The sequence below is a fragment of the Vibrio nigripulchritudo genome, assembly GCF_027924785.1.
GTDB lineage: Bacteria > Pseudomonadota > Gammaproteobacteria > Enterobacterales > Vibrionaceae > Vibrio > Vibrio nigripulchritudo.
Map to the genome: position 1 here is coordinate 20,267 of NZ_AP027051.1, position 22,328 is coordinate 42,594.

The following is a 22,328-nucleotide window of genomic DNA, read 5'->3' on the forward strand; positions in this document are numbered from 1 at the left end:
AACGTGAGTCTACTGATGATCGCTCTGTCGACATCCATGATATCCCAAACCGAGGATACGCCGGCTATGACAGCCCAGGTCTTGCAACGGGGAGCGCTGACTCGGCTCAGCCCACAACACCTCAACCAAGCGCTGCCTGTTGTCCCAAAGAGTGGTCAAGCTTCTGGACCAGCACAGGTCATGGCATTCGTTTCACTGAGTATGCCTCGTCCTGCACTGGAATCCCTACTGGTCCAGAGTGCCAGACTCAGAGTGCCCTTAGTCATCCGGGGGATCCATGCCGACGGATTTGTCGCGACGGCCAAACGCGTGGCGACGTTGGTCAGTCCGCTGAGCCAAAAAGGCATTCACAGCGGCATTGCCATTGATCCAAACTGGTTCCGCACGTTTCACATCCGTGAAGTGCCGGCGTTTGTGTCGGTTAGCCCGGGACGCTGTGTGCCCGCAATACCCTGTGATCCGCTCCATTTTGATGTGGTGCGGGGAAACGTGTCTATGTACGACGCCCTCACTCATTTGGCTGAGGGACAACACGGCGCCGCGGCGGCAACGGCGTTAATGAGGATGGCGCCATGAGCCCCTTCACAATATGCGGGTGGGGCATCCTCTTGCTGGGTTGTGTGATGCCAAGTCACGCCGCTCAGGACACGCACTACAATGAGGCGTTGCCCTGGGCTCAGCAGACTCAGTCTTCCATCACCGACCGGATAGACCCACAGTCGATAGAGTCCTTGTTGTGCGAGGACACTTCGTGTTCCCCTCCCTGGCAGGAAGGTTTAACCCCGGCGCAGATAGAGCATCAGAAAAACCAGAGATACTTCACAGACGACGTCGCATCGAGTCTGGCGGATAATTTCAATCGTGGACGTCCTAACCCAGCCTTGGATCGCAGCTATCGCCATGCCCTGATCGGTCAGCAATTTGCTAAGTCAATCACCCACGGAGAATCCGGACCGTACATCGACTGTGAAGCAGGGCGACAATGCCAGCCAGTTGACGTCACCAAAACCTGCGAGCGACCCACCGACAACCCTGTAGTGTGCGAAAAGTTGCCTGTTTTTCAGGTCTCGAGTGTCCCCGTCACATACGTATGCCCGGAAGGCTGGCAGCGGACTGGCCGCTATTGCCACGGAACAGAGCCGGAGTGCCGATATGACGAACGCCACTTCGTATCGTCATCGGGCGGCAACTGCGGTTGGGTCAACAGCACCACTTACATCTGGGAAGGACGACGAACGCGCGCGGCAGAGGGTCGATGGCGGGGAGAACAACGATATCACTATGTCACCAACTGCCGGGGTGGAGAACACGACGGCTGGCGAAAGCGCTGGGAAATCTGTGCAATGGTCAGCAGGGTGCAGCCTGCGCAAGTCACCTGCCCGACCGACCACACATTATCCGGACACACCTGCATACGACAGACTCTGACGTGGCACACAGAATGCCCTCTTACGGCATCTTGTCGGCGTACGTCCGAGCAGTGTATTGAACCAGAAGAAACCCGAGACATTAACGGCTTATCGGTCACACTGCCTTGCTGGCGTTACCACCTCACTCACCATTGTGCATTTGAAGACACCTGTCCTGCCCTCTCGGATTGTCAGTTTATGAACGCCGAGTGCAGTCTGACTCAACAAGGGATCTGCGTATTGGAGCAGGTTTCCCTTCAGTGTCAAGAAACCTCGTGTCATCACACTGAGTTGATCTGCGGGGAGACGTCATTTTGTCTGGACGGTGACTGTTATGAGGCGCGTCCTCGCCTTTCTTCAGATTTCAACCGAGCAGCCTCGGCGCTGTCTGCTCTCGCCGCTGCCGCAACGCAGCTTGGGGAGCCACCGATCCTGTTCAAAGGACGAGGGATGGATTGCTCTGTGGGCATGGTGGGGTTTCGGGACTGTTGTGCCGATGGCGGATGGGGGCAGGGACTGGGCTATCAATGCTCCGAAACAGAGCAGGCACTGGGGCACGCCAAGGAAGCTGAGACCACAGTCTATCTGGGCACTTTTTGTGCAGAGCGCGTTTTGGGGGTGTGCACAAGAACCAAAAAAGCCTACTGCGTGTTTGACAACAAGCTCGCTCGTATCATTCAACGTCAAGGCGCGGTCGGTCAGCTGGGGCTGTCATTAGGCATGCCTGAGCGCCCGTTATGCCAAGGGATCACACCACAGCAGTTGCAGGGCATTCGCTTCGACCACCTGAATTTTCATGATTTCTATCAGGATCTACACGATGGCACTCAGGTACCTGACGCCACCGAAATCAAACAACGTCTCCTCACTGCGTATGGAGGTCAGAGATGAAGGCATCCATTCTCATCCGCTTATTGGTCTTATATCCCACCCTGTGTCTGGCGACAACGTCTCCTCAAGGATGGCGGTGGTACAACGAACCTGCAGAGCCGAAAGTTCTTCGCCGTCCGTCAACCGGGTTGCCACCGAATACCGTCACCACGGTAATGACGGCGACAGAACAAATGGACTGGTTCCATGCCACGTATCAGGAAGCATTAAACGCCGCAACCCTTGATCCGGGCAATCCTGAAAAATACCTCACGGTCATGCGTATGCACCATTTCATCGGAGAGAAAGTCTCACAGACAGGCATGACGTTTAAGCAGTTGTTGCTCACCCATCCTGAGCTTTCTTACGTGCGTGACCGTCCGGTTCAGCAAGCCGCCCGAGGTCCTTACCTCGCTCGGGAGCGGCAGAAGAAAACCGAGATCGTCACTCAGCTGGTCGACCGGGGGTGGGGGCTGATGTTTGTGTATCGGGGAAACGATGCGATAAGCCAGAGGCTAGCGCCTTCCTTGCAACAGTTTGCTGACGCACATCAGTTTGAGCTCCTGGGAGTCAGTGAAGACGACACCTTTATCGACGCGGTGCGCCATAACCGGCGCAATCGTGGAAAAGTGACGGTGCCGTATACGCCAGCGATCTTGATGGTGCACCCCAAAACGGCGGAGTTCAAACCGTTAGCGTACGGGTTTATTTCACAGTCCGAACTGCTCAGTCGCGTGTACAACGCCGCGACGGACTACCGGATCCCAGATTTTTAGGAGGAGCTTACGATGCGATTCATCGCTTTACTGTCTCTGATGTTGATGTCACTGCCCGCCCTGGGAATGCCGGGGCAGTACGCCATGGTGTTTTTCTATCTCAGCAGTTGTCCGGACTGCCATCGTTTTGCGCCGAAACTGCAGCGGTTAACTCAGGCGTACGCGTTGCCCACGTATGCATTTTCACTGGATGGTCGTCCCCTGCCCGACTATCCGGTTCCGATTCCCGTCACCCCCGACATCAGTCAGCAGTTTTTTCCCAATCCCAGAAACATCGTGGTACCGGCCACTTTCCTGATTAACGTGAACACCCGGAAATACGTACGCGTGTCCGTGGGTAACGTCGAATACGATGCACTGGCGCACAGCATTCAGAACATTCTAAGCGATCCCAGTGTGCTGAGGGCGATGGAATGAAACGTCAGTGCACCTCTCTGTCCTTCCCCCCAGCCGAGTCCTTCACCGTTGTCATTCTCGGGCTGGTGCTTTGTCTGGGCGCTCCTATCCGACTTGCCCACGCAAAAGGGGTCGAAGGATCGCTGAACGCGTTTTTTGATGATCTGGGGTACCACACCAATGTCACGCACCCAGTGGCGTTCAAAGGGCAGTCGGCACATCACTATCAAGGTGGCTCACTGTACGTTCGAACGTCCATTCAGAATGCGCAGTTAGCTGCCGTGACCTTGCCCGCGATCAGTGCTGGTTGCGGAGGCATTGACGCTTTCATGGGGGGGTTCTCTCACATCAATTCTGACCAACTCGTGCAGTTTGGCAAAGCGGTGGTCGCCAATGCAAAACCTTTTGCCGTGGATCTGGCCTTGCAGACGTGGGCGCCGCAAATCAAACAAATCCGTGATAATTTGCAATCCATTGCCGATCGCTGGCTTAACCAGTCCATCAATTCGTGTGAGACCGCTCAGGCAGCACTGGGGGGACTGGCGGCTTTCACGGGTCCTCAGGTCAAACGCCATGTGTGTGCAACGATGGGGACTCAAAACAACGCGTTTGCCGATTGGGTAGCGGCGCAGCACGAATGTGGCGTGGGAGGTCAGGCTCAGGCACAACTGGAACTGGCGCGTCACGATCCTGCCTTACAGGATGTGGCTCGCGTGGCTCACAACCTGGTGTGGTCCGGGATCATGAAAAATGCGTTTTTGGCCGACGATCCGGGTCTTGGGGAGTTTCTGATGAGCCTCACCGGGACTCAAATCTATGGAGAAACGGGCGCCCCGCACTACTACCCCAGTCTGCTGACCGACAACAATAACCTGATTCAGGCGTTGCTTGAAGGCGGGGACGTTGATGTATACCGCTGTGACGAAACCGAGGCGTGTCTGACACCAGACAAAACCACCGCCACGCTCGACGAGGTTTCTGGACTCCAGAGCCGAATTCGGGCGACGTTGGAAGCGCTTTACCATGCATTGCTGAACGACCAGTCGCTCACCCCCGAACAAAAAGCGTTTCTTGAATACACTGAAACACCGGTACTGAGTGTTTTTAAAAGTGCCGCCGTTGCCGACCGCCACCCCAATCTCAGCGCCTACTCACGAGTCATTGCCATCGAATTGTTGAATCGATACCTGAAAGGTATGCTGAACACCGTGCAGGGGTCAATGGTCAATACCACGCTGGACCCAACCGATACTGATCGCATTTTACGGGACATCGATCGTGCCCGAACCTTTACCGACGGGTTAAACGATGACGCCATCACACAAATTCTGCAGCAGCAAAAACTGATAGAACGCCATCAGGCCAACGACAAAGACTATCGGAAACGCCTCAGTGATCGCCTCCAGCAAAACCTCACCTTTGGGGAGAACCTCTCATGATCACCCTTCATTACTACACCTACAGTCAGGGAGGCGCATTAATGCGCGCCCTGAACGCCATTGCCACCTTTTTTGGTACCGCCACCTTTGGATCGATGTTAAGCATTGCCATCATGGTTGGAGCGGTGCTGACATTGGGGCTGTTCACCTTTTCCCGCAACCCCCAGCACTTGTGGAAGTGGGCCATTGTTTTTGCTCTGGTGCCGCTACTGCTGATCCAGCAGAAAGCACGGATGTTGGTCATCGACCTGACCGAACCAGGCAGTACCTACGTGGTCGACAACGTGCCGTTTGTGGTCGCGTTACCCACCTGGGCGGCATCCACATTGATGGCAGGGGTCACCGAATCGGTGGAAGCCATTTTCACCACCAGCGACGAGCACCGATACGGACGCACTGGCATGCTCTTTGGGTCTGAGCTGTTTTTGCTTTCCCGCCAGGCTGACGTGAAGGAAGTGGCGCTGCGACGACGCTGGTACGACTTTTTTCACAACTGCATCATTGGCGATGTGGAAATCAATGACAAATATACCTGGGATGAATTGGGGGAAGCTCCCGATCTGTTTGGATTTCTGGACAAACACTCCATGAGTCCGCTTCGAGGTGTGATTTTGTCAAACGGGGAATTTCAGACGTGCCGGGAATTTTACCCTGACCTGCGTCGCGACTTTGAATACGCGGCGAAAGGCGACCTGAACCTTCTCAGCACCTACCTGTTTGGTCGCCATGCCAGTGTGTACTCGGAGCAGCTAAACCGAGCCCTGTCCAACAGTTACCACTCTTTCATAGGGATCAGCAACAGCGCGGTGGATGTCCTTCGGCAAAACATGGCCATCAACGCCGTTCGCTTCAGCATCAACACATTGGATCCGACCTCCAACGCGCTGAACTACGCGTACACTCAGAATAAGATGCAACAGACCTCCATGTGGGCAACGCTGGGCATGCAAGCCCGGGAGTTTTTGCCCATGCTGCACACCATGATGTTCTTCATTTTCAGCTGCCTCGGTTTTTTTGTGATTGCCGCAGCCATGATCCCCAGCATGATCAAAATGGTGTTGCTCAACTACGTGCGCACGTTTTTCTATCTGGCGACGTGGCCCGCTCTTTTTGCCATTCTGAACGGCATCATGTTGTGGACTCTGGAGTCACGCTCCCTATCCACGGCCAGTTTGTTCAACGGGTTGTCATTAAAAAATGCCATCGCACTGGACGAACTGCACATCCGGTTTGCGTGGATGACGGGCTTTTTAATGATGAGCATCCCGGTATTGGCCGGAAAAATCCTTCAGGGGGGCGGACGATTTGTCGAAAGCATGAATTACCAGCTAGCCAGCATGATCAACAGCACCAATGCGCGGGTGTCAGCCTCCGCCTCTACCGGGAACGTGGATTTTGGTAATCTGCAGATGAGCAACCACGCCTTCAATAACATGACGGCCAATAAGCTCGACGACACCGTTGCACTCAGGACAGGTATGGCATCGGTACAAAACCCTGACGGCTCGATGACCAACACGTATTTCAATGACGGGAACCGGCAGACATTTCACTCACAGGACACTGAATCCAAAGCCCTGTGGTCAACTCAGGTCCAGAGCCTGCTGCAAACCAGTATTCAGGATCAGTATGCTCAGGCGGTCAGTGCCCAAACCCAAACCAGTGCCAGTCTAACCGACGCATTCAATAAAGGTCATCAAATCCAGAATCGCTGGAACGACGCCTGGTCCAGCAGTCAGTCGTACGGAGAAGGACATACGTTGTCAACCGAAGGTCACATCGCACAAGCCAACTCCAAAATGGGGACAGCTGTCGAATCGGTGTCCAAAACCTTGGGATGGACCGAGGATCAGTCCAGCGCGTATCTGATGGCAGCTAGTGCAGGCGTTGAAATCGGAACACCCAAGATGCTGGGATCGAGCATCGGTGCCGGGGTCAAATGGAGCGACGAAAACCGCGAAGCGTTCAGCCACATGACAGCGGAACAAAAGCAGATCATGGATCAGGCGACGCACCAATACAGCGACGGGGCGACCGCGTTGCAACGCGCCGGCTTTACGTTAGACGCCAAAGACAATCGCAGCGCCATGGAACAGTATGCCCACGATTTTGCCCTGAACTACCAACGTACCCAGGGACTGGCGGTCAGCGCCAGTGAGTCGAGCGCCAAGGTGGACAGCTTGTCGTCACTGAAAAGCCAGATGGAAAGCGATTCCGCGTCGTTCAGTGCCAGCGCCATGAGTGGATTCCAACGATATTTGGAAGGCAACTTTGAACAACCGGAGATACAACGTTTAATGACTGCGCGATTACCCGAAGAAATATTGGAAATCCGAGAACACTACCAAGACTATCTAAACTCTGTAGATTTCCAGCGCAACTTTGGTTTGGCGCAGCCGTACAACGAGATGGACGATCTGGCCGAGTTGCACCTTGCCCCCGAACTTCGCTCTCAGCCTTCTCTGACCCCAAAACAAAAAGCCATGGCGCAATCTGAAGCCGAACTCGCTCAGTCCAGCATCGAAGAAATCACCACCGACATGATCCGACTTTACGACAGTGAGCGGCTGTTCAGCCCAGACGACCACCGCAATGTCCGTGGAAACGCCGCAGTCTGGGGCGGTCATCTGCAATCTCAGGCTGACCCGGAGAGCGAGTCGTCCGACGATTCTCAAGCGTCACCGCCTTCCGAGCACATCCGTAAGGTGGAGTCGCACACTTCCGCTCCGGATATGGTGCAGAATGAGCAGCAGTACGAGGGCTACAAACAGTATGTGCGGCGCAAGGATGATACATCCGAGCAGGAATAGTCCGTATGACCGATAAACCCGTTGCACATAAAATCGTCCCCCTGTCATCATGGCTCCGATGCACGACACAGGAGCGTTCACGATGAAAAACTTCATGATCCTGGGATTGTGTGGATTGTTGTCGAGTCCATCCTGGGGACACACCGCCCCCTGGGATCCCAGTCCCCAACTTAAAGCGCTGATCATCGGTCTGAAGCTGAAATATGCCTCACCAGCTTTGTCAAATAATCAGCGCAGTCATATGACGAGAGTTGACAATTTATCCTTTTTTATCTCACACATTGATCAGCCGGGCACGCCCGAGCATGCTCAACTCAAAGCCTTCTTGTGGGGGATGCAAAAAGCCCACGCTGGGAGCGTTTATCAACAGATCCGGACCAATGTGGTGCCCTGGTTCTGCCCGAAAGGCGGGCAACTGAGGCTCCCCAGTCCCAACAGCCCCAACCCGACCGTGTTCATCGAAAACCTGATCTATGAAACGTTAGAACGCGATCTACAACGTGATCCGAAGCGGTTTGAACGCTATAACGGCAGTGCCGCCTTTATGAGTGTACCCAAAATTGTTACATACGGACTGCAGATCAAATACCCATGTTATCGACCAATTCCGGAAAGACATCGCTTACCAGGATGGGTGTATTGATCATGGTAAGTGTATCGCGCGTGGGGGCTTATCGATGCCAGAGGCAAGGAGTGTCCTATGTCTACACCACTGCGCGACAAAAGTGGCCACATGACCCGAGGTGGTCAAATCACGTTTCACGCTTTAAGGATGTTTTTCCAGGTCAACCAAGCACTGATCCGTATCGTCAGTTGGGGAGTGGGCATTGCCACTCTCCTGCTGACACTCTATCGCGCGCCATCCAGCGCGTGGCAGGCTGAATTCTATTACTGGCGCAATATTCTGTACGCCGATTTCGGCAAATCGTTAGACAGTCAGGTCAGCACGCTTTGGCAAGGCGAGCGGTACTCTGACACGTTAGGCGCTCAGTTGACCAACCCTACTTTGCTGGCGTTGCATGACACGTTGTGGTTCCAGATCCAGGTGCACTTTTTACTGAGTTTGCTGACGGGGTTCATCGTGTTCGCCCTGGCACTGCGATTCTTTCGTCAACGCGGTCAAGCACAAAGTCTGGACGTCCACATTCGAGGTTTTCAGCTCGCTACCCCACACGAAGTCACACAAAGCCTGAAGGCGCGAGCAAAGCGCAATCGACGGCGGGGATACGAAGACGGACGGCTCTCCGATTTTCGCATTGATGGGCTGGCGTTGCTCAAACAGCACTTTGAAGTGCAGCACGTCGGGCTGATCGGCACCACTGGAGCTGGCAAAAGCGTGATGATTCGCAAGCTGGTGGAGTGGATCCGTCAGCGTGGCGACAAAGCCATCATTTATGACAAGGGCTGCACCTTTGTCAGCAAGTTTTATGACCCCAGCACCGACACCATTCTGAATCCGTTCGATGTGCGTTGTGCCAACTGGACGCTTTGGAGTGATGCAAGCGATGCCCCCGATTTCGAAAACATGGCCGCTGCTCTGATCCCTCAGCACGGCGAAGGCGACCCTTTCTGGGTGGATTCGGCGCGCACCATATTCGCCAGTACCGCGTTTCAAATGATGCGCGACCAAAAGCCCTGCACTAATGTCCGGCTGCTGAATCTGTTGCTCACCTCAGAACTTGAGATGCTGGGCAGCTTTTTGAAAGGCACAGAGTCGGCCTCGCTGGTGTCCAATGACATCAAAAAAACCGCTATTTCCATCAAGTCGGTGCTCGCCACTTACATTAAAAGTCTGCGCTTTCTTGACGGACTGGAGCACAGCAGCCGACCCAAATCCCTCACTAAACCGTTCTCCATTACCCAGTGGATCCACGACGAGCAACAAAAAGGATTTTTGTTTCTGTCGAGCAATGCCCGGCAGCATGCATCGTTGCGCCCCCTGATTTCCATGTGGCTTGCCATCGCTTCCAACGCCATTCTGGGTCTCGATGAGAACAGCGATCGGCGCATCTGGGTCATCATGGACGAAATGCCCAGTCTGCATAAATTGCCTGAACTCGGTGCCATCATCGCCGAAGTGCGCAAGTTTGGGGGCTGTTACCTCATCGGCATTCAATCTTATGCCCAGCTACTGAAAACCTACGGGCGCAATGCCGCTGACGAGATGTTTGATTTGTTGAATAGCCGATTTTTCTTTCGCGCCCCTTCGGCGCAGATGGCAGAGATCTCGTCTCGGGACCTCGGAGAGCAGGAAGTGGACTTGTCCAAAGAAAACGTGTCTTACGGAGCCAATACGCTGCGGGACGGGGTCTCACTGGGCCACCAAACGGTCACTCGCCGGGTGGTGTCCCCGAGTGAAATTCAGGGACTGGACGACCTTGAATGTTACCTTCGAACGCCGGGCAGTGAATACATCACTAAGCTCGATCTGCATTACGACCGCATGGCAAACGTGGCTCCTGCGTTTGATAAACGAGACTGGACACTCTCTGCAGGCATGAAAAAAGCGTATGAGGAAAGCGTGTATTACGAATGCGTTGCCCCGGGACTGCATCTGTCCGAAGCCGATCGTAAAGCACTGCTGCGCGCGCAGGAAGCACGCTACGAAGACGAGATGGAAATGCGCACAGAGACCAAATCCATGCAACGGGCGATGAAAAGCGACACGGTGTCCGATCTTATCGCCCGGGATACCCAAGAAAAACACTATCAAGAAAGCGCACAACGCGAGCTCGATGAAGCCGCCATTACCGACTTAGGCGAATTCGCCGACTGACATTCTCTATTGAGGAGTTCACCATGCTCTCCATCACATCCATCAAAACGGCAGCCACGGCTGCCAGTTATTACCTCACTGAAGAGGTAGGCGAAAAAGAAGGCGCTGACGCCAAGAAGCCCCCGTCGTTCTGGTTAGGGAAACTGGCTCAGGAAGCCGGTATGAAAGGGCAGCCTGTCAAGCCCGGCGAGCTGCAAGCGGCTCTCGAGGGGACCTGGCGTGGCGAAAACATTCACGGCAAACGACATCAGCATCGGTGCGGATTTGATTTGACTCTGTCAGCGCCAAAATCCTTATCCATTATGGCATTGATGGGCGGTGATGAGCGTCTGCTTACTGCGCACGATCATGCGGTCAAATACACGCTGGCACACTTGGAAAAGGACACCGCACAAGCGAAGATCACCCACACCAAAGGCACTCAGTCGTTTGAAAACACGGGACGTCTGTTGTTTGCGGTTATCCGGCACCAGACCAGCCGAGAAAACGATCCGCAGCTGCATTCTCACGCCCTGATGCTCAATATGACCCGGGACAGTCAAGGCAGACTGCGCGCGTTGGCATCACGCCTCAAACAGGACGGAGGGATCCTGCAGGGCACGTCCGAACGCATTTACCACTTCCAGAAATATTACACCGCCCTCTATCAGAGCCATCTGGCCAAATCGTGCGAACGTCTGGGGTACGCCACCCGCGCAGCCGGTAAGGGGCAGTTTGAAATTGATGGCGTGCCAGTGTCCCTGATTGAAACCTGTTCGTCACGCTCACACCAGATAGACCAACGCGTACTGGAGTTAGGTTACAATTCTCAAGCCACCCGGGATTACGCGGCAAAAAACACGCGCCAGGAGAAAACCCGCCAGGATCCGGCTGCACTGCAGGAACAATGGCAAAAAACGTTGCGAGACAGCGGATTTGATGCCCGTGACTTGGTGACACAGAGCCGACAGAACCACGCCCCTTCACGAGCGACTCCGCTGGTAAAACAGGGCGCGCGTGAAGCGTTGATCCGGGCTGTCAGCCATCTGGGGCAGCATCACAATGCGCTGCACCTTGAAACTCTGGTGGCCACCGCCGCCTTTGAGTTCGTACGCGAGACAGGTGTTAGCGCGCTCGACATCAAGGCAGCGGTGGAACAGTGGATCGCCGATGGCAAGCTCCAGCCTGTCGCAGGGACAGGACGCTACACCACTCGAGACATGATCGAGACCGAACAGGCGTTGCTGAGCGCCACGCAAGGGCGAGCAAAAGGTCTGGGTGCCCAAGTCAGCGAGCGGGCATTGAGCGACCTGAACATCGATGAGACACACCGGCAGCAATTAACTCGCCTGATCCAAAGCTCGCGCCAGTTTCATTGCATCAACGTGTTTGGTCCAACACATCAGGTCTCGACGGCATTAAGCTTCGCTTTAACGGCGTCGAACATCACCACGCAGCGCCTCAACCAGGGAGGACCCATCCCATCCGACCCCTCTGGGGTGTTGTCGCCAGAAAAAACGCACACACTGCCGACGCCTACTGCGTTGACCCCCTGGCTGGCAAATGGGGACAAAAGTGCACAGGCGGTGTGGGTCGTCGACGAGGCGCAAAAGATGAGCGCGCGTGAGCTGTTGCAACTGTCATCGCACGCCAGAGACGCGCGCAGCAAAGTCGTGTTATTAAATCGCACCACCAGTCGCCAAGGAAGAAAGGCGCACAATGCTCTGGACGTGTTCGCGAAAGGTCATGTCGTGCAAACCGACTGGCTGAACCATCGCCATACGGACAGTTTGGTCGCTCTGCATCCCCTGGATGAGGTCCGTATTGCCCAGACCTACGCCCGATTGCCCGACAAAGATCAGACCCAGGTATTGGTAACCGCTCGCCATACCCAAAAGCGGTTAACCGACCAGATCCGTCAGACTTTGCAAAATGCGGGTCAGTTGTCGCGCTCGGGGGTCGTTATTGACGCGCTGCAACCCGCTTTGCTTTCACCCGCACAGACGACACTTGCCAAGCATTATCAGCCAGGCATGGTCCTGAGGAACTGGACAGAAAAAGTGCGGCAGGATTATCTGGTGATCTCGAGCGATACAGTGCGTAATACCCTTGACGTCATGCGCCAGTCCGACGGACAAAGCCAACAGTGGAATTTATCGTCTAAAGCTTTCCGGTCACGGGATCTGCAGATTTGGAAACCCACCCTCATGCCACTGGGGACTGGAGAGCGGGTGACCGCTCTCCAGTCCGACCGTTCACGTCATTTGCAGGCTCACCACACATACACAGTGACGCACATCGAAGGTGACACCGTCACTCTAAAAGGTCCCAAAGGGGCAATCACGTCGCTGGACAAAGCGGCACTTAACGGAGCACCGCTGGCGTACGAGTACGTAAAGACCGCCGCAAACCCGGCACCAAAACCCCACACTTTACTGGTGGCAAAGGCTTACGCCCTCTCCAGACCTCTGCTGTCTGAGCTCACCGATGGCAGCCAAAAAGTGGACGTATTTACCGACGATGAGGCCAAAGCACTTCAACGCGTTGAACGCAATGAACTCCGTCCCAGTGCCATTGAACGCCTGATGGATGCAGAGGGAGCCCCGGAACGCTACCTCAGTCAGGCAACCGCCCAATCGGTACGACAGGATGTTCAGCGTGTTCTGACGCATCGACAATCGCCGCCCCCTCACTCCAATGTCGAGCGGGCAATCCAGTTTGCGCTGGCACACCTGTCAGAGCGCAACGCAGCGTTCTCCCAGCAGGCTCTGGTGGTGGAAGCGGTGCGCTACGCATTTTCCGAGACGGACAGCCCGGTAACGCGCGAGGAAATACTGTCGTCTCTGGCGCACTGCCAAGGCACGTTATCAGCCGACTATACCGACGGGACCCGATGGACCACCCGGGACGCCATGGAAACGGAAAACGCAATCCTGACCAACATCGCCTCCGGTAAAGATCAGCGCAAGCCGTTTGCAACGTCACAAGACACCCATGCCTATTTAACCCGCCACTCGTCGCTCACCCGTGGGCAACGTGATGCCATCACCCTCATCAGCACCACATCGGACGCGTTTGTGGGTGTCCAAGGGTTAGCCGGAACGGGAAAGTCCACCATGCTGGAAACCAACGTTGGGCTGATCCACGCGGTGCAGGCATCACTTCAGCCCGCGCGTATACTGGGGTTGGCTCCCACTCATGCCGCGGTCTCCGAACTCGAAACAAAAGGGATCCAGGCCCAGACGCTTGCAAGCCTGCTCTCTGATCTGGAGCAAGGCAAGACCCACTCTGAACAGTACCAGAACACCCTGTTTTTCCTTGATGAAAGCTCCATGGTCAGCAACCGGCAGGCTTTGGCAATGACGGAGTTGGTGCTGTCTTCTCACGCCAGACTGGTGATGCTGGGCGACAAAGAACAGCTTCTGTCGTTGGGAGCGGGTAAACCCTTTGAACTGGCGATACAAAGAGGCACCATGGACGTGGCTTACATGACGGACATTGTGCGCCAGCAACCCCGGGCATTAAGGGGAGCGGTACACAATATGGTCGACCACCAGCCCTACAGTGCGTTAGCCAAACTCCGTCAACAGAACCCGTCCGCCTCTCTGGGCACAAAGCACGTCGTATCCACCCGAGATAAGCGTATTCAGGATCCGGCTCTGGCCCGTCAGATGGCAGCCGAAGCCCTACCTTGGCGCGTCGCCCAGGACTACTTGTCACGCACAGAAAAAACCAGGGCAGCGACGTTAGTGATTGCCTACACCAACCAGGAGCGTGATGACATCACGCATCACATCCGTCAGGGTCGTCAGACCCGAAAAGAAATGAGCGATGAAAACATCCCCACCCTGAGGCTGCGTGCCATCGGGGCCAGTAACGCCGAGTTGAAAACCATGATGCCGTACCAGAAAGGCGGCATTGTCAGCTTAAAACAGGGTCACTATGCCACTATCACCCGAGTCGACCAGGCGCAGGGAGTGGTGATGCTCAAAGATGACAGTAACGGACAACCGTCGGTCTTGCTGCCAGCCCATCGGGATCACCGATTTACCACGGTATTTTCTGTCTCAAGCCAGCCTTTATCCAAAGGCGATCGCATCATGACCCGCTTCACCGACAAAACCAGAGGGATCCGGGCTAACGTGGAGTACACCGTCACCCATGCGACCCAGACGGCAGTCTCGGCTCAGTCCGAGGACGGCAAGCATTTAACCCTAGATCCCCGTCAGACAAAAGATGGGCATTGGGACTACGCATACACTCGCACCGCGGACATGGCGCAGGGAGCCACCTACCCTTACGTTCTGACCGCCATCAAAGGCAAAGGGCAACTGACCAATATACGCCGAGCCTACATTGACGTGTCTCGGGGCAGCCAGCACGTGCGCCTGTATACCGACAACCCCGAATCCATGATGCGATCCTGGCTCGCTAATGACACCACCAAACTCAGCGCGCTTGACACCTTAGAGAAAACACCTCAGACACACGCTCCGTATTTCAATGATGCCCCTCTCCCCAAAGAAGATCCTCGCTTTCTGGACGCCAATGGTGCATTCAACGGACCGGCTTTCTCACAATACGTGCACGGCGCCTTACCGCACTACACGGAAAGTTTGACGAAAAAATACCTCGGCTCTCCCAACCAGTCGAAGAGCACCCGCGATCATCTGGTGTTTGGGCGAGGCCGAGCGTTACTCAAGGTCAACCTGACTGGACCGTATCGCGGGCATTTTCAGGATGAAAGTCGAGGAGAGAAAGGGCCGCTGATTGCCCTCATCATGCGCGAGGAACAGCTAGGATACGGTCAGGCGCTGGCGCGCGCGCACGAGTTACTGACCGATCCGCAGACCCACCACCTGATCGCCAACCCTAACCACGATGCCCTGGTCGCCACGCTGCCACAGGCTCTGAAAAAACGGGAGGAAAACGCCAAGCGCCTTTGGTCAGAGGGGATCCCCGTGACCAAGACGCCGTTAGAAACCTACCTGAGTCAGTTTGACGCCTCTTCCGCACATCATTCATCGATCCGGTTCCACCAAGAAGTGTACTCGTCAGAAGACCAACAGACCCACCCAGCCATGTTGGTCGCCGTGCACGACAACCAAAAAAACGTGAAAGGAGTGGACATCACTTACCTCACGCCACAAGGAGAGAAAAACCAACAACTCGCCATCAACCCGAGACAGCTAGGAAACATGAAAGGTCACTGGACGGAAGTGGAACAAGGCACCGATCGCCACACCACCATAATCAGTACACGCATCGAAGACGGGCTGGAAGCGGCGACGCACGCCTCTGGGAAATACGACGTTTTAAACGTCGGAACCACGAAAGACTTAATCAGCCTGTCACCAGCAGAAGTACGTGCTCAGGTTCTGGTGATCCTCAGTGCTCAGCAGCAGGCACTGTCCCAAACCCTCAAAAACCAGATAGTCCAGCGATTTGAAAATAGCCAGGTACGGTTTGTCAGCCACGAAGCATTAAAACACGAAGTAGAGACTTTGCTGTCCAATCGGCACACCGATCACGCAAATCGATGGGAGCCGGAGCTCGACGATACGACGCATTCAAACATCCGTCCCTCCGCCAGCCAGCACACTTATTCCGATCATCAGCACAGTGAACAGTTGCGCCATCATCAGACGCCGAAGCAGCAAGAACTGGACTGGGATCACGATGTCACCCCAACACAGCCTGAACGGCAGAAGGAACGATAATCTAAAGAGGTCTGACAAAAACGGGGGTCAGACCTTTGTCTTGCGCGAAATCAGGCACCTTTCTTTCCATCAAAGCGTCGCTTGGATAAGTGGGGTCTCCTATTTTACGTTGATCGACGGTCAGCACCACCGGAGTTCGTGCTTCTCTGCGCCAGGCATAGACGGCTTGCCTCATGCCAGCCAGGATCATTCATCAGCAACACCCGTGCGATAACCACTCTCCCATCAGCAGCAAATTGGGCAAAGGAGAGCTTCCTTGGTCTTCTCCGAAGTCTTCATCCGTGTCATCACAGCCTGTGGTGTGCTGGCGATGCAAAGATGGAGTATCATCTGACTGAATATCGTGATACCCGCTACCCATTGGACTCGCAGTATTACATTCTTCGGCATGCATCGTGGCGCAACCAGAAAGAAACGCACTGCCAATCAAGACAGTGCTTATAATTGTTGGATTCACGGTTTGTATGACCGACAAGCAATAAAAAAAATAAAAAAAGAGTGGCATACTATCAGAGCGCAAGCATTCAGAGAACCTCTGTGGGAAAAAATGCGAATCCAGGTCATTGAATCGAACAATAGGAGCGATATGTGGTCTTTGTCAGATTTGAGCGAGAGAGTGGGAATATCCCGTCTCAGGCATGGATCCGTATCACTCAGTTACGCAGAATCGGATTCTATGCGTACCAAAGTCAACACTCATTGCGGATCAATACATGCAATTCTATTTCGTATTCCAGCTGCATTACCGAGAGCAGAACACGATGATCGCGGCTAAACAGTATTGGGTAAGCTGAGATGCCCTCAATGTGATTAAGATTCTCTATAAATGCCGATGAATCACACAAAACCCGAAAGCACTCTCCGTGGTATTCAGCGGTAAACGTCAGTTCAGAGCATCCCTGAAACACATGGATATGATCAGCAATCACCAGCGGATCTCTGTTGTGTTTCAGGAAACAGTATTACGGCATACACCATCCTTTGCGTGAAGTGGCATCCTCTCAAAAAAACTCAGCTCTTCCCCAAAAATTACTCTTAAATTCCACGACATCAGATGCATTAGCGTAAAACTTTATGACACTCTGCCTGCCCGTTGGATCTAAATGGCTCAGTACTGGTTTGCCATTAACTTCATTAAATTTGATGTAGGCGTCAGGATAAGTTCGTTCCATCGTGATTTTTTGATGATGAGCGCTGTGAATGGAGAAAACCGCACTAGCATCACACAAAGGTGCCGTTGAACTGGTCGTTAATAAAACGCACCAATCCGTGGTGACTTTATTATTTTTGGGTAATCCAACAAAGTGTAAGTACATCACCTTGTTTTGAGTCACCGCTTCATTACGAGACATATTAAAAAGCTCTTCAAGCTCGCTTTGAATTTTAGTTTCTCGGTTGGACTCAATAATATTGGAATAACTCGGAGCAAAGGCACTTATCAGGACTATCATCACCGCCAAAGTGACAAGAAGCTCTATAAGTGTAAACCCGCTATTCGAAACTCTTGTTTTACAGCGATGTTCCATATCAAGATCGAGGCATACGTTAAAATGTTATGAATGGAATTTTGCCACACATATGAGCAAAGCATCATATAAATTAAAGTTTATGAGACGCACAACTCGCAAAGAGACGTGTGAAGCAATATTACCGGGACATAGATAAACGTGCTGTCCAGCCTGACAGACCAATACATGCTCGCAAGCAGAATGCGGAAACGTTATAGAGATCGTGAGCAGGTCGACATGGCTCCAACGGACAGGCTGCTCGACCACGCAACCACTTTCAAGACGATAGAGGTATAAACAAAGAAAAAACGTCTCATATCTTTACCATGACCTAACGTTCACGAACTCAGAGAAATGATCACCTGGCAGAGCTGGAGCAGAGGTTCAAATCATCAGCCAGTTGATTCGACAGCTTTTCTACAACGGGCTTCATTTTGTCGCGTTTCCTGACGAAGCAAAGGGGTAGGTTCAATTCCAAGTCGTCGAGAGGAGCGAAGTGAATAAGCGTAGGAGCCCGCGCAATATGCCTGCTGTTAACAATAGAAACGCCCAGCCCTGCGGACACTAACGCCAGCATTGAGCTTTCATGATGTGCCCAGTGACACACATTTGGGGATAAGCCTATAGATTGAAACTTTTGCTCTTGCCAATCAAAAAACTCCGGATACGACACCCTGGGGAAACGAATGAAGGGCAATGAATTGAGTTGTTCAACACTGATGTGTCCACTTAGGTCTTCATGCCATGACGCAGGGTAAGCAAGCAGCATGGGATCTCTGCGCAACTCCATCGTTTCGAATGTACTTCCTAAACCCTGAAACAAGTACACAAACGCACAATCTAACGTCCCTCGCTCAATATGCTCTAGGAGAGTTATCGTATTGTCTGTCACCATTTCCATGACAATGCCTGGGTTATCTTCTCTGAATTGACGCAAATGAGTGGGGACTAACCCATCCCATAACACCGCTTCCACAGAGCCCAGATTTAAACGCCCAGCCGAGCCCGTCGCGACTCGTTTGACAGTCTGACTGGCACGCTCAATATGCCCCATGATGTCCATCATCTGATCTCGATAGTATTCACCCGCTGGCGTGAGTGAGAGCCGCCTTGACTCCCGACTGAATAATTTGAGTCCAAGTTCAGCCTCCAGTTCACTGATTTGACGTGAGATTGCTGGCTGTGTGACATGCAACAACTGGGACGCTTTTCTAACACCACCAGATTGCGCCACGGCAAGAAAGTACTTTATTTGTCTCAGTTCCATTATTGTTTTTGTTAACTAAAAGGCATCAATAGATAAAAATATATCAATATTTATTATCATTTCGCTAGCGTAATCTTCTGGGAAACTTTCACTGGAAGACAACATGACTCACCCAAAAGCAGGCACCAATTGCAACGTACCCCTACTAAAAGGACTTGGTTACGGTCTTGTCACCGTCAGTTGCTGGGGAATAATGAACGTCAGTACACACGATGCACTTCGGAATGGTTTTTTGCCCAATGACCTTACGATGCTTCGGTATTGCGTCGCGGGTGCGATCTGTCTGCCGCTACTTCTAGTTAGTTATCGGAAAGTGGTAGGACTGTCGAATTGGTTGAAAGCAGTGGCATTGGCACTGTTGGCAGGTCCCCTGTATGGCAGTCTGGTGAATATGGGAATGCAGGTGACTCCGTTATCCTATGCAAGTGTTATGGTGCCAACATTCACCATGATTATCACCATGTTGCTGTCGATGAAGAGCGAAAAACTCAACAAGATTCAGACGATTGGCACCTTGGTTATTGTGCTCGGACTGTATGCTCTTATGAATGATACGCCGAATACGCTACCTCAAAGCAACATGGGGGTCGTCGCGTTCTTACTGGCTGGGTTGACCTGGTCGTGTTTCACCATCCTGTTGAAGCATTGGAAAGTGGAACCTGTCTCAACCATCTTTATGATGAACTTGGTATCCGGCGTCATCTACCTTCCGTTCTACTTCCTCAATGAGCACTCTACCCTGTCTGACCTATCGATCGCACAGTGGGTCGCACAGGGTTTCATTCAGAGCGTACTTGCATCCATTGTCGTAGTGTTTGCGTTCGCACAAGCCGTTAGATATATAGGCACAGCGGTCTCATCAACACTCCCAGCCCTCATCCCGGTAACATCAATTTTGATCGCAACACTGTTGTTTGGGCATGCAGTAACCACCAGCGAAAAGCTCGCTTTAGGGCTAATTTCTTTTGGGTTTGTTACTTGTACGTTGAGCAAGCATAAACATCACAGCCTCAAAGTCCGTTAACACTGAACGAAAATGGCTCTTATCAATGGACGCCCCCTTCACCCCAAAACGGTGTGGACCATTACACACTTGAAATGCGGTCGATTCGGAATGCACCTGAACTCGACTCCTTAATTTTTTTACATTCGAGCAATAATGTCCTTCCGTGAATACCCGCAACGTCATATATGCTATGTTTCTTTACTTCATGCCAGAGGTTTGTTGTTTTTCTTTGCTTTAGGCACAATAAAGATACACCTAAAGGCAACTCACAGAAGACATAGGCGGGGTCAATTGAGCATTCCTATCTTATACATTTTTTCAGGACTTCCTGCTTCAGGCAAATCTACTCTTGCATCGCTTCTTGCAGCTCAAACAGGCGCTATGTATCTGCGCATAGATACTGTAGAGCAAGGACTGAGAGACCTTTGCAACTTCAATGTGGAAGGCGAAGGCTATAGGTTGAGCTACAGAATTATCCGAGATAACTTGCAACTCGGCGTATCGTGTATCTCCGACTCTTGCAATCCAATTGACCTCACGCGTCAGGAATGGCAAGGCGTAGCAGACGATGTCGGGGCAAAGCACGTGAATATTGAAGTATGCTGCTCAGATAGCATTGAACATGAATACCGAGTCAACACTCGTCAGACGGTAGTGAAAAATTTAAAACTGCCAGATTGGCAGCAGGTGCAGAACCGCCAGTATGAGCCATGGAAATCGGATGTAGTGCGTATCGATACAGCAAATCAAAGTATCGAAGAATCGTTCGCAGACTTAGTCGAAAAGCTAAGGGGGTTAGATAGCCTATAACCATCAAAAGAACAGAACAAAGTAAAGCTCAGCAATGGTCGATCGTTGTATGAAGTTTTGCATCTAGTCAGAGCTTTTCTTTAGCTTTCGAATGATTCCCTCTTTAACGAGAGACTCACACAGCGCCCCATAACGAAAAGACTCCATTTAATAACCCACCTAAGACTCAGCGGATTATCGCCAATTGCAACGCACTGTCACATTTGACGAAACCCCCTTTCTTTTTGTATTGTCTAAAGCACCAACCGATTCACTCACGACATGTGAACACTAGTATTAATACTCGATATTGCCAAACGGCAGAAGATTGAGGGTAGCTCCTGTTACTAGTTGATGATATTTCCATAGAGCCATTGTGTGGGTCCCAATTGAAGTCACTCCTCAGGAACTACTTTGCCGACACTACTTCTAGCACTCGTTAGGCTATGACTATGCCGAGAAAAACCTCCCCCCGCCTCTTTCGACGCACAAAAACACTATAAAGCATCTCTAATGAGATCCTGTTAACCAGTTGGTTATTGCATGACGGGTGGGAAGTATTCAATCCAATGATTGACCATGGCTTGAAACGGACATCCTCATCTTTGATGAAAATAAGTTTTATCGACTCTAGGTTAAGTCTATAGAAAACGCTTGTGAAAACACGATGGTGAGTGAGCAGTGGCAACATGCCAGAATCTATTACGGGGTCTATTTTTCAAGATGCGCAAATTGGGGCCACATTGCCCCCTCCATTTAAAAAAACGCAGTTTAAATCACCCTGAACACGTACGCTTTCACCAACACCATAGGAACTTTCTCAAAGCGTTCAAAAACGCATAACGACATAGTGACGCTGCCTGGTTCAACCCATGAGCAAAAGTGGTAACACGCTTTAGCCAATAATCCGCTTTTAACCAGTTGAAACCAAAAAGCACAACCTTTTCTTGATTTACCCAATAAGTCAGAAGCTAAGTGGGTAATGGTTCCGATAGCTCAAACAAAATACACATTACTTAGAAAGCCTCATATGAACAACAAAATAGTATTTACCGGTGGTCCTGGCTCAGGGAAAACCTCGGTTATCAACTACATGCGCTCTGCCGGCTATGACACTGTCCCCGAAGTTGGTCGAAAGGTGATACAAAGACAAGTAGACATAAATGGAATCGCTCTGCCTTGGTTGGATAAGGAGGCGTTTCGGGATGAAATGGTCATTGAAGAAACTAATAACTTTAGAAGATGTAGCAACAAGGCGTTAACCTTGTTCGACCGAAGTATTGTGGACTCCTATGGCTACAGCATGCTGGAACAGATACCTGTACCAGAATCACTGTTAAAACACTGTAATGAACTAATTTATAATCAAAAAGTTTTTGTTTTTCCTCCATGGGATTCCATTTACGAAAACGATGTTGAACGTAAACAGAATTTCAGCGAGGCGATCGCGACCTACATAGAAATGGTAAATGCGTACCACTACTTCGGGTACTCATTAATGGAAGTACCAAAGGTCTCTGTCCCAGAACGTGCCAAATTCATTTTAGATAACATTGAACACAAATAGGCACTTTTTGTTGTCG

General features: G+C 52.2%; 17 protein-coding genes. 12 read left to right on the forward strand and 5 right to left on the reverse strand.

What is annotated here, in order from left to right; genetic code table 11:
• Window positions 1–81 precede the first annotated feature (81 nt).
• The 9 genes from trbC (at window position 82) to traI (ending at window position 16,175) form a co-directional block, all read left to right on the forward strand.
• Window positions 82–576 carry a type-F conjugative transfer system pilin assembly protein TrbC gene (gene trbC / locus QMG91_RS28260; RefSeq protein ID WP_281833038.1) on the forward strand — a complete coding sequence of 165 codons (495 nt, stop codon included), beginning with the start codon at window positions 82–84 and terminating at the stop codon, window positions 574–576.
• The gene (traN, locus tag QMG91_RS28265; protein WP_281833040.1) at window positions 573–2,300 is read left to right on the forward strand and encodes a type-F conjugative transfer system mating-pair stabilization protein TraN; all 1,728 of its coding nucleotides are present in this window, start codon (window positions 573–575) and stop codon (window positions 2,298–2,300) included. The genes trbC and traN overlap by 4 nt, the downstream gene beginning before the upstream one ends.
• Before the next feature lie 23 nt (window positions 2,301–2,323).
• Complete coding sequence (gene traF / locus QMG91_RS28270; protein WP_230691040.1) at window positions 2,324–3,055, forward strand: type-F conjugative transfer system pilin assembly protein TraF; 732 nt, start codon at window positions 2,324–2,326, stop codon at window positions 3,053–3,055.
• Window positions 3,056–3,067: 12 nt separating this feature from the next.
• Window positions 3,068–3,472, forward strand: a complete 405-nt coding sequence (gene trbB, locus QMG91_RS28275) for a type-F conjugative transfer system pilin assembly thiol-disulfide isomerase TrbB (RefSeq protein ID WP_013610282.1) — start codon at window positions 3,068–3,070, stop codon at window positions 3,470–3,472.
• Window positions 3,469–4,890 (forward strand): conjugal transfer protein TraH, encoded by a 1,422-nt coding sequence (locus QMG91_RS28280; RefSeq protein WP_281833044.1) that lies wholly within the window; start codon window positions 3,469–3,471, stop codon window positions 4,888–4,890. Before trbB ends, QMG91_RS28280 begins: the two co-directional genes overlap by 4 nt.
• Window positions 4,887–7,700, forward strand: a complete 2,814-nt coding sequence (locus QMG91_RS28285) for a conjugal transfer protein TraG N-terminal domain-containing protein (protein WP_281870378.1) — start codon at window positions 4,887–4,889, stop codon at window positions 7,698–7,700. The genes QMG91_RS28280 and QMG91_RS28285 overlap by 4 nt, the downstream gene beginning before the upstream one ends.
• An 82-nt stretch (window positions 7,701–7,782) precedes the next feature.
• Window positions 7,783–8,343 carry a hypothetical protein gene (locus QMG91_RS28290; RefSeq protein WP_281833048.1) on the forward strand — a complete coding sequence of 187 codons (561 nt, stop codon included), beginning with the start codon at window positions 7,783–7,785 and terminating at the stop codon, window positions 8,341–8,343.
• A 57-nt stretch (window positions 8,344–8,400) separates the two neighbouring features.
• Window positions 8,401–10,476, forward strand: a complete 2,076-nt coding sequence (gene traD / locus QMG91_RS28295) for a type IV conjugative transfer system coupling protein TraD (RefSeq protein WP_281833050.1) — start codon at window positions 8,401–8,403, stop codon at window positions 10,474–10,476.
• Between the two features lie 23 nt (window positions 10,477–10,499).
• Window positions 10,500–16,175, forward strand: coding sequence for a conjugative transfer relaxase/helicase TraI (gene traI, locus QMG91_RS28300; protein ID WP_281833052.1), 5,676 nt, complete (start codon window positions 10,500–10,502; stop codon window positions 16,173–16,175).
• A gap of 1 nt (window position 16,176) precedes the next feature.
• On the opposite strand, the gene QMG91_RS28305 is transcribed toward traI, so the two are convergent.
• The 5 genes from QMG91_RS28305 to QMG91_RS28325 form a co-directional block, all read right to left on the reverse strand.
• Entirely contained in the window at window positions 16,177–16,365 is a 189-nt protein-coding gene (locus QMG91_RS28305; RefSeq protein WP_281833054.1) for a hypothetical protein, read from the reverse strand.
• Between the two features lie 3 nt (window positions 16,366–16,368).
• Window positions 16,369–16,632 (reverse strand): hypothetical protein, encoded by a 264-nt coding sequence (locus QMG91_RS28310; protein WP_145976652.1) that lies wholly within the window; start codon window positions 16,630–16,632, stop codon window positions 16,369–16,371.
• Between the two features lie 232 nt (window positions 16,633–16,864).
• Window positions 16,865–17,104, reverse strand: coding sequence for a hypothetical protein (locus QMG91_RS28315; protein ID WP_281833058.1), 240 nt, complete (start codon window positions 17,102–17,104; stop codon window positions 16,865–16,867).
• A gap of 72 nt (window positions 17,105–17,176) precedes the next feature.
• Window positions 17,177–17,701, reverse strand: a complete 525-nt coding sequence (locus QMG91_RS28320; RefSeq protein WP_281833060.1) for a pilus assembly FimT family protein — start codon at window positions 17,699–17,701, stop codon at window positions 17,177–17,179.
• Between the two features lie 340 nt (window positions 17,702–18,041).
• Entirely contained in the window at window positions 18,042–18,950 is a 909-nt protein-coding gene (locus tag QMG91_RS28325) for a LysR family transcriptional regulator (RefSeq protein ID WP_281833062.1), read from the reverse strand.
• A gap of 103 nt (window positions 18,951–19,053) precedes the next feature.
• On the opposite strand from QMG91_RS28325, the gene QMG91_RS28330 reads away from it, so the two are divergent.
• The 3 genes from QMG91_RS28330 (at window position 19,054) to QMG91_RS28340 (ending at window position 22,312) form a co-directional block, all read left to right on the forward strand.
• Window positions 19,054–19,974, forward strand: a complete 921-nt coding sequence (locus tag QMG91_RS28330; RefSeq protein ID WP_281833064.1) for a DMT family transporter — start codon at window positions 19,054–19,056, stop codon at window positions 19,972–19,974.
• Window positions 19,975–20,247: 273 nt separating this feature from the next.
• The gene (locus tag QMG91_RS28335; RefSeq protein ID WP_281833066.1) at window positions 20,248–20,766 is read left to right on the forward strand and encodes an AAA family ATPase; all 519 of its coding nucleotides are present in this window, start codon (window positions 20,248–20,250) and stop codon (window positions 20,764–20,766) included.
• Window positions 20,767–21,775: 1,009 nt separating this feature from the next.
• Complete coding sequence (locus tag QMG91_RS28340; protein ID WP_281833068.1) at window positions 21,776–22,312, forward strand: AAA family ATPase; 537 nt, start codon at window positions 21,776–21,778, stop codon at window positions 22,310–22,312.
• The last annotated feature ends 16 nt before the right edge of the window (window positions 22,313–22,328 follow it).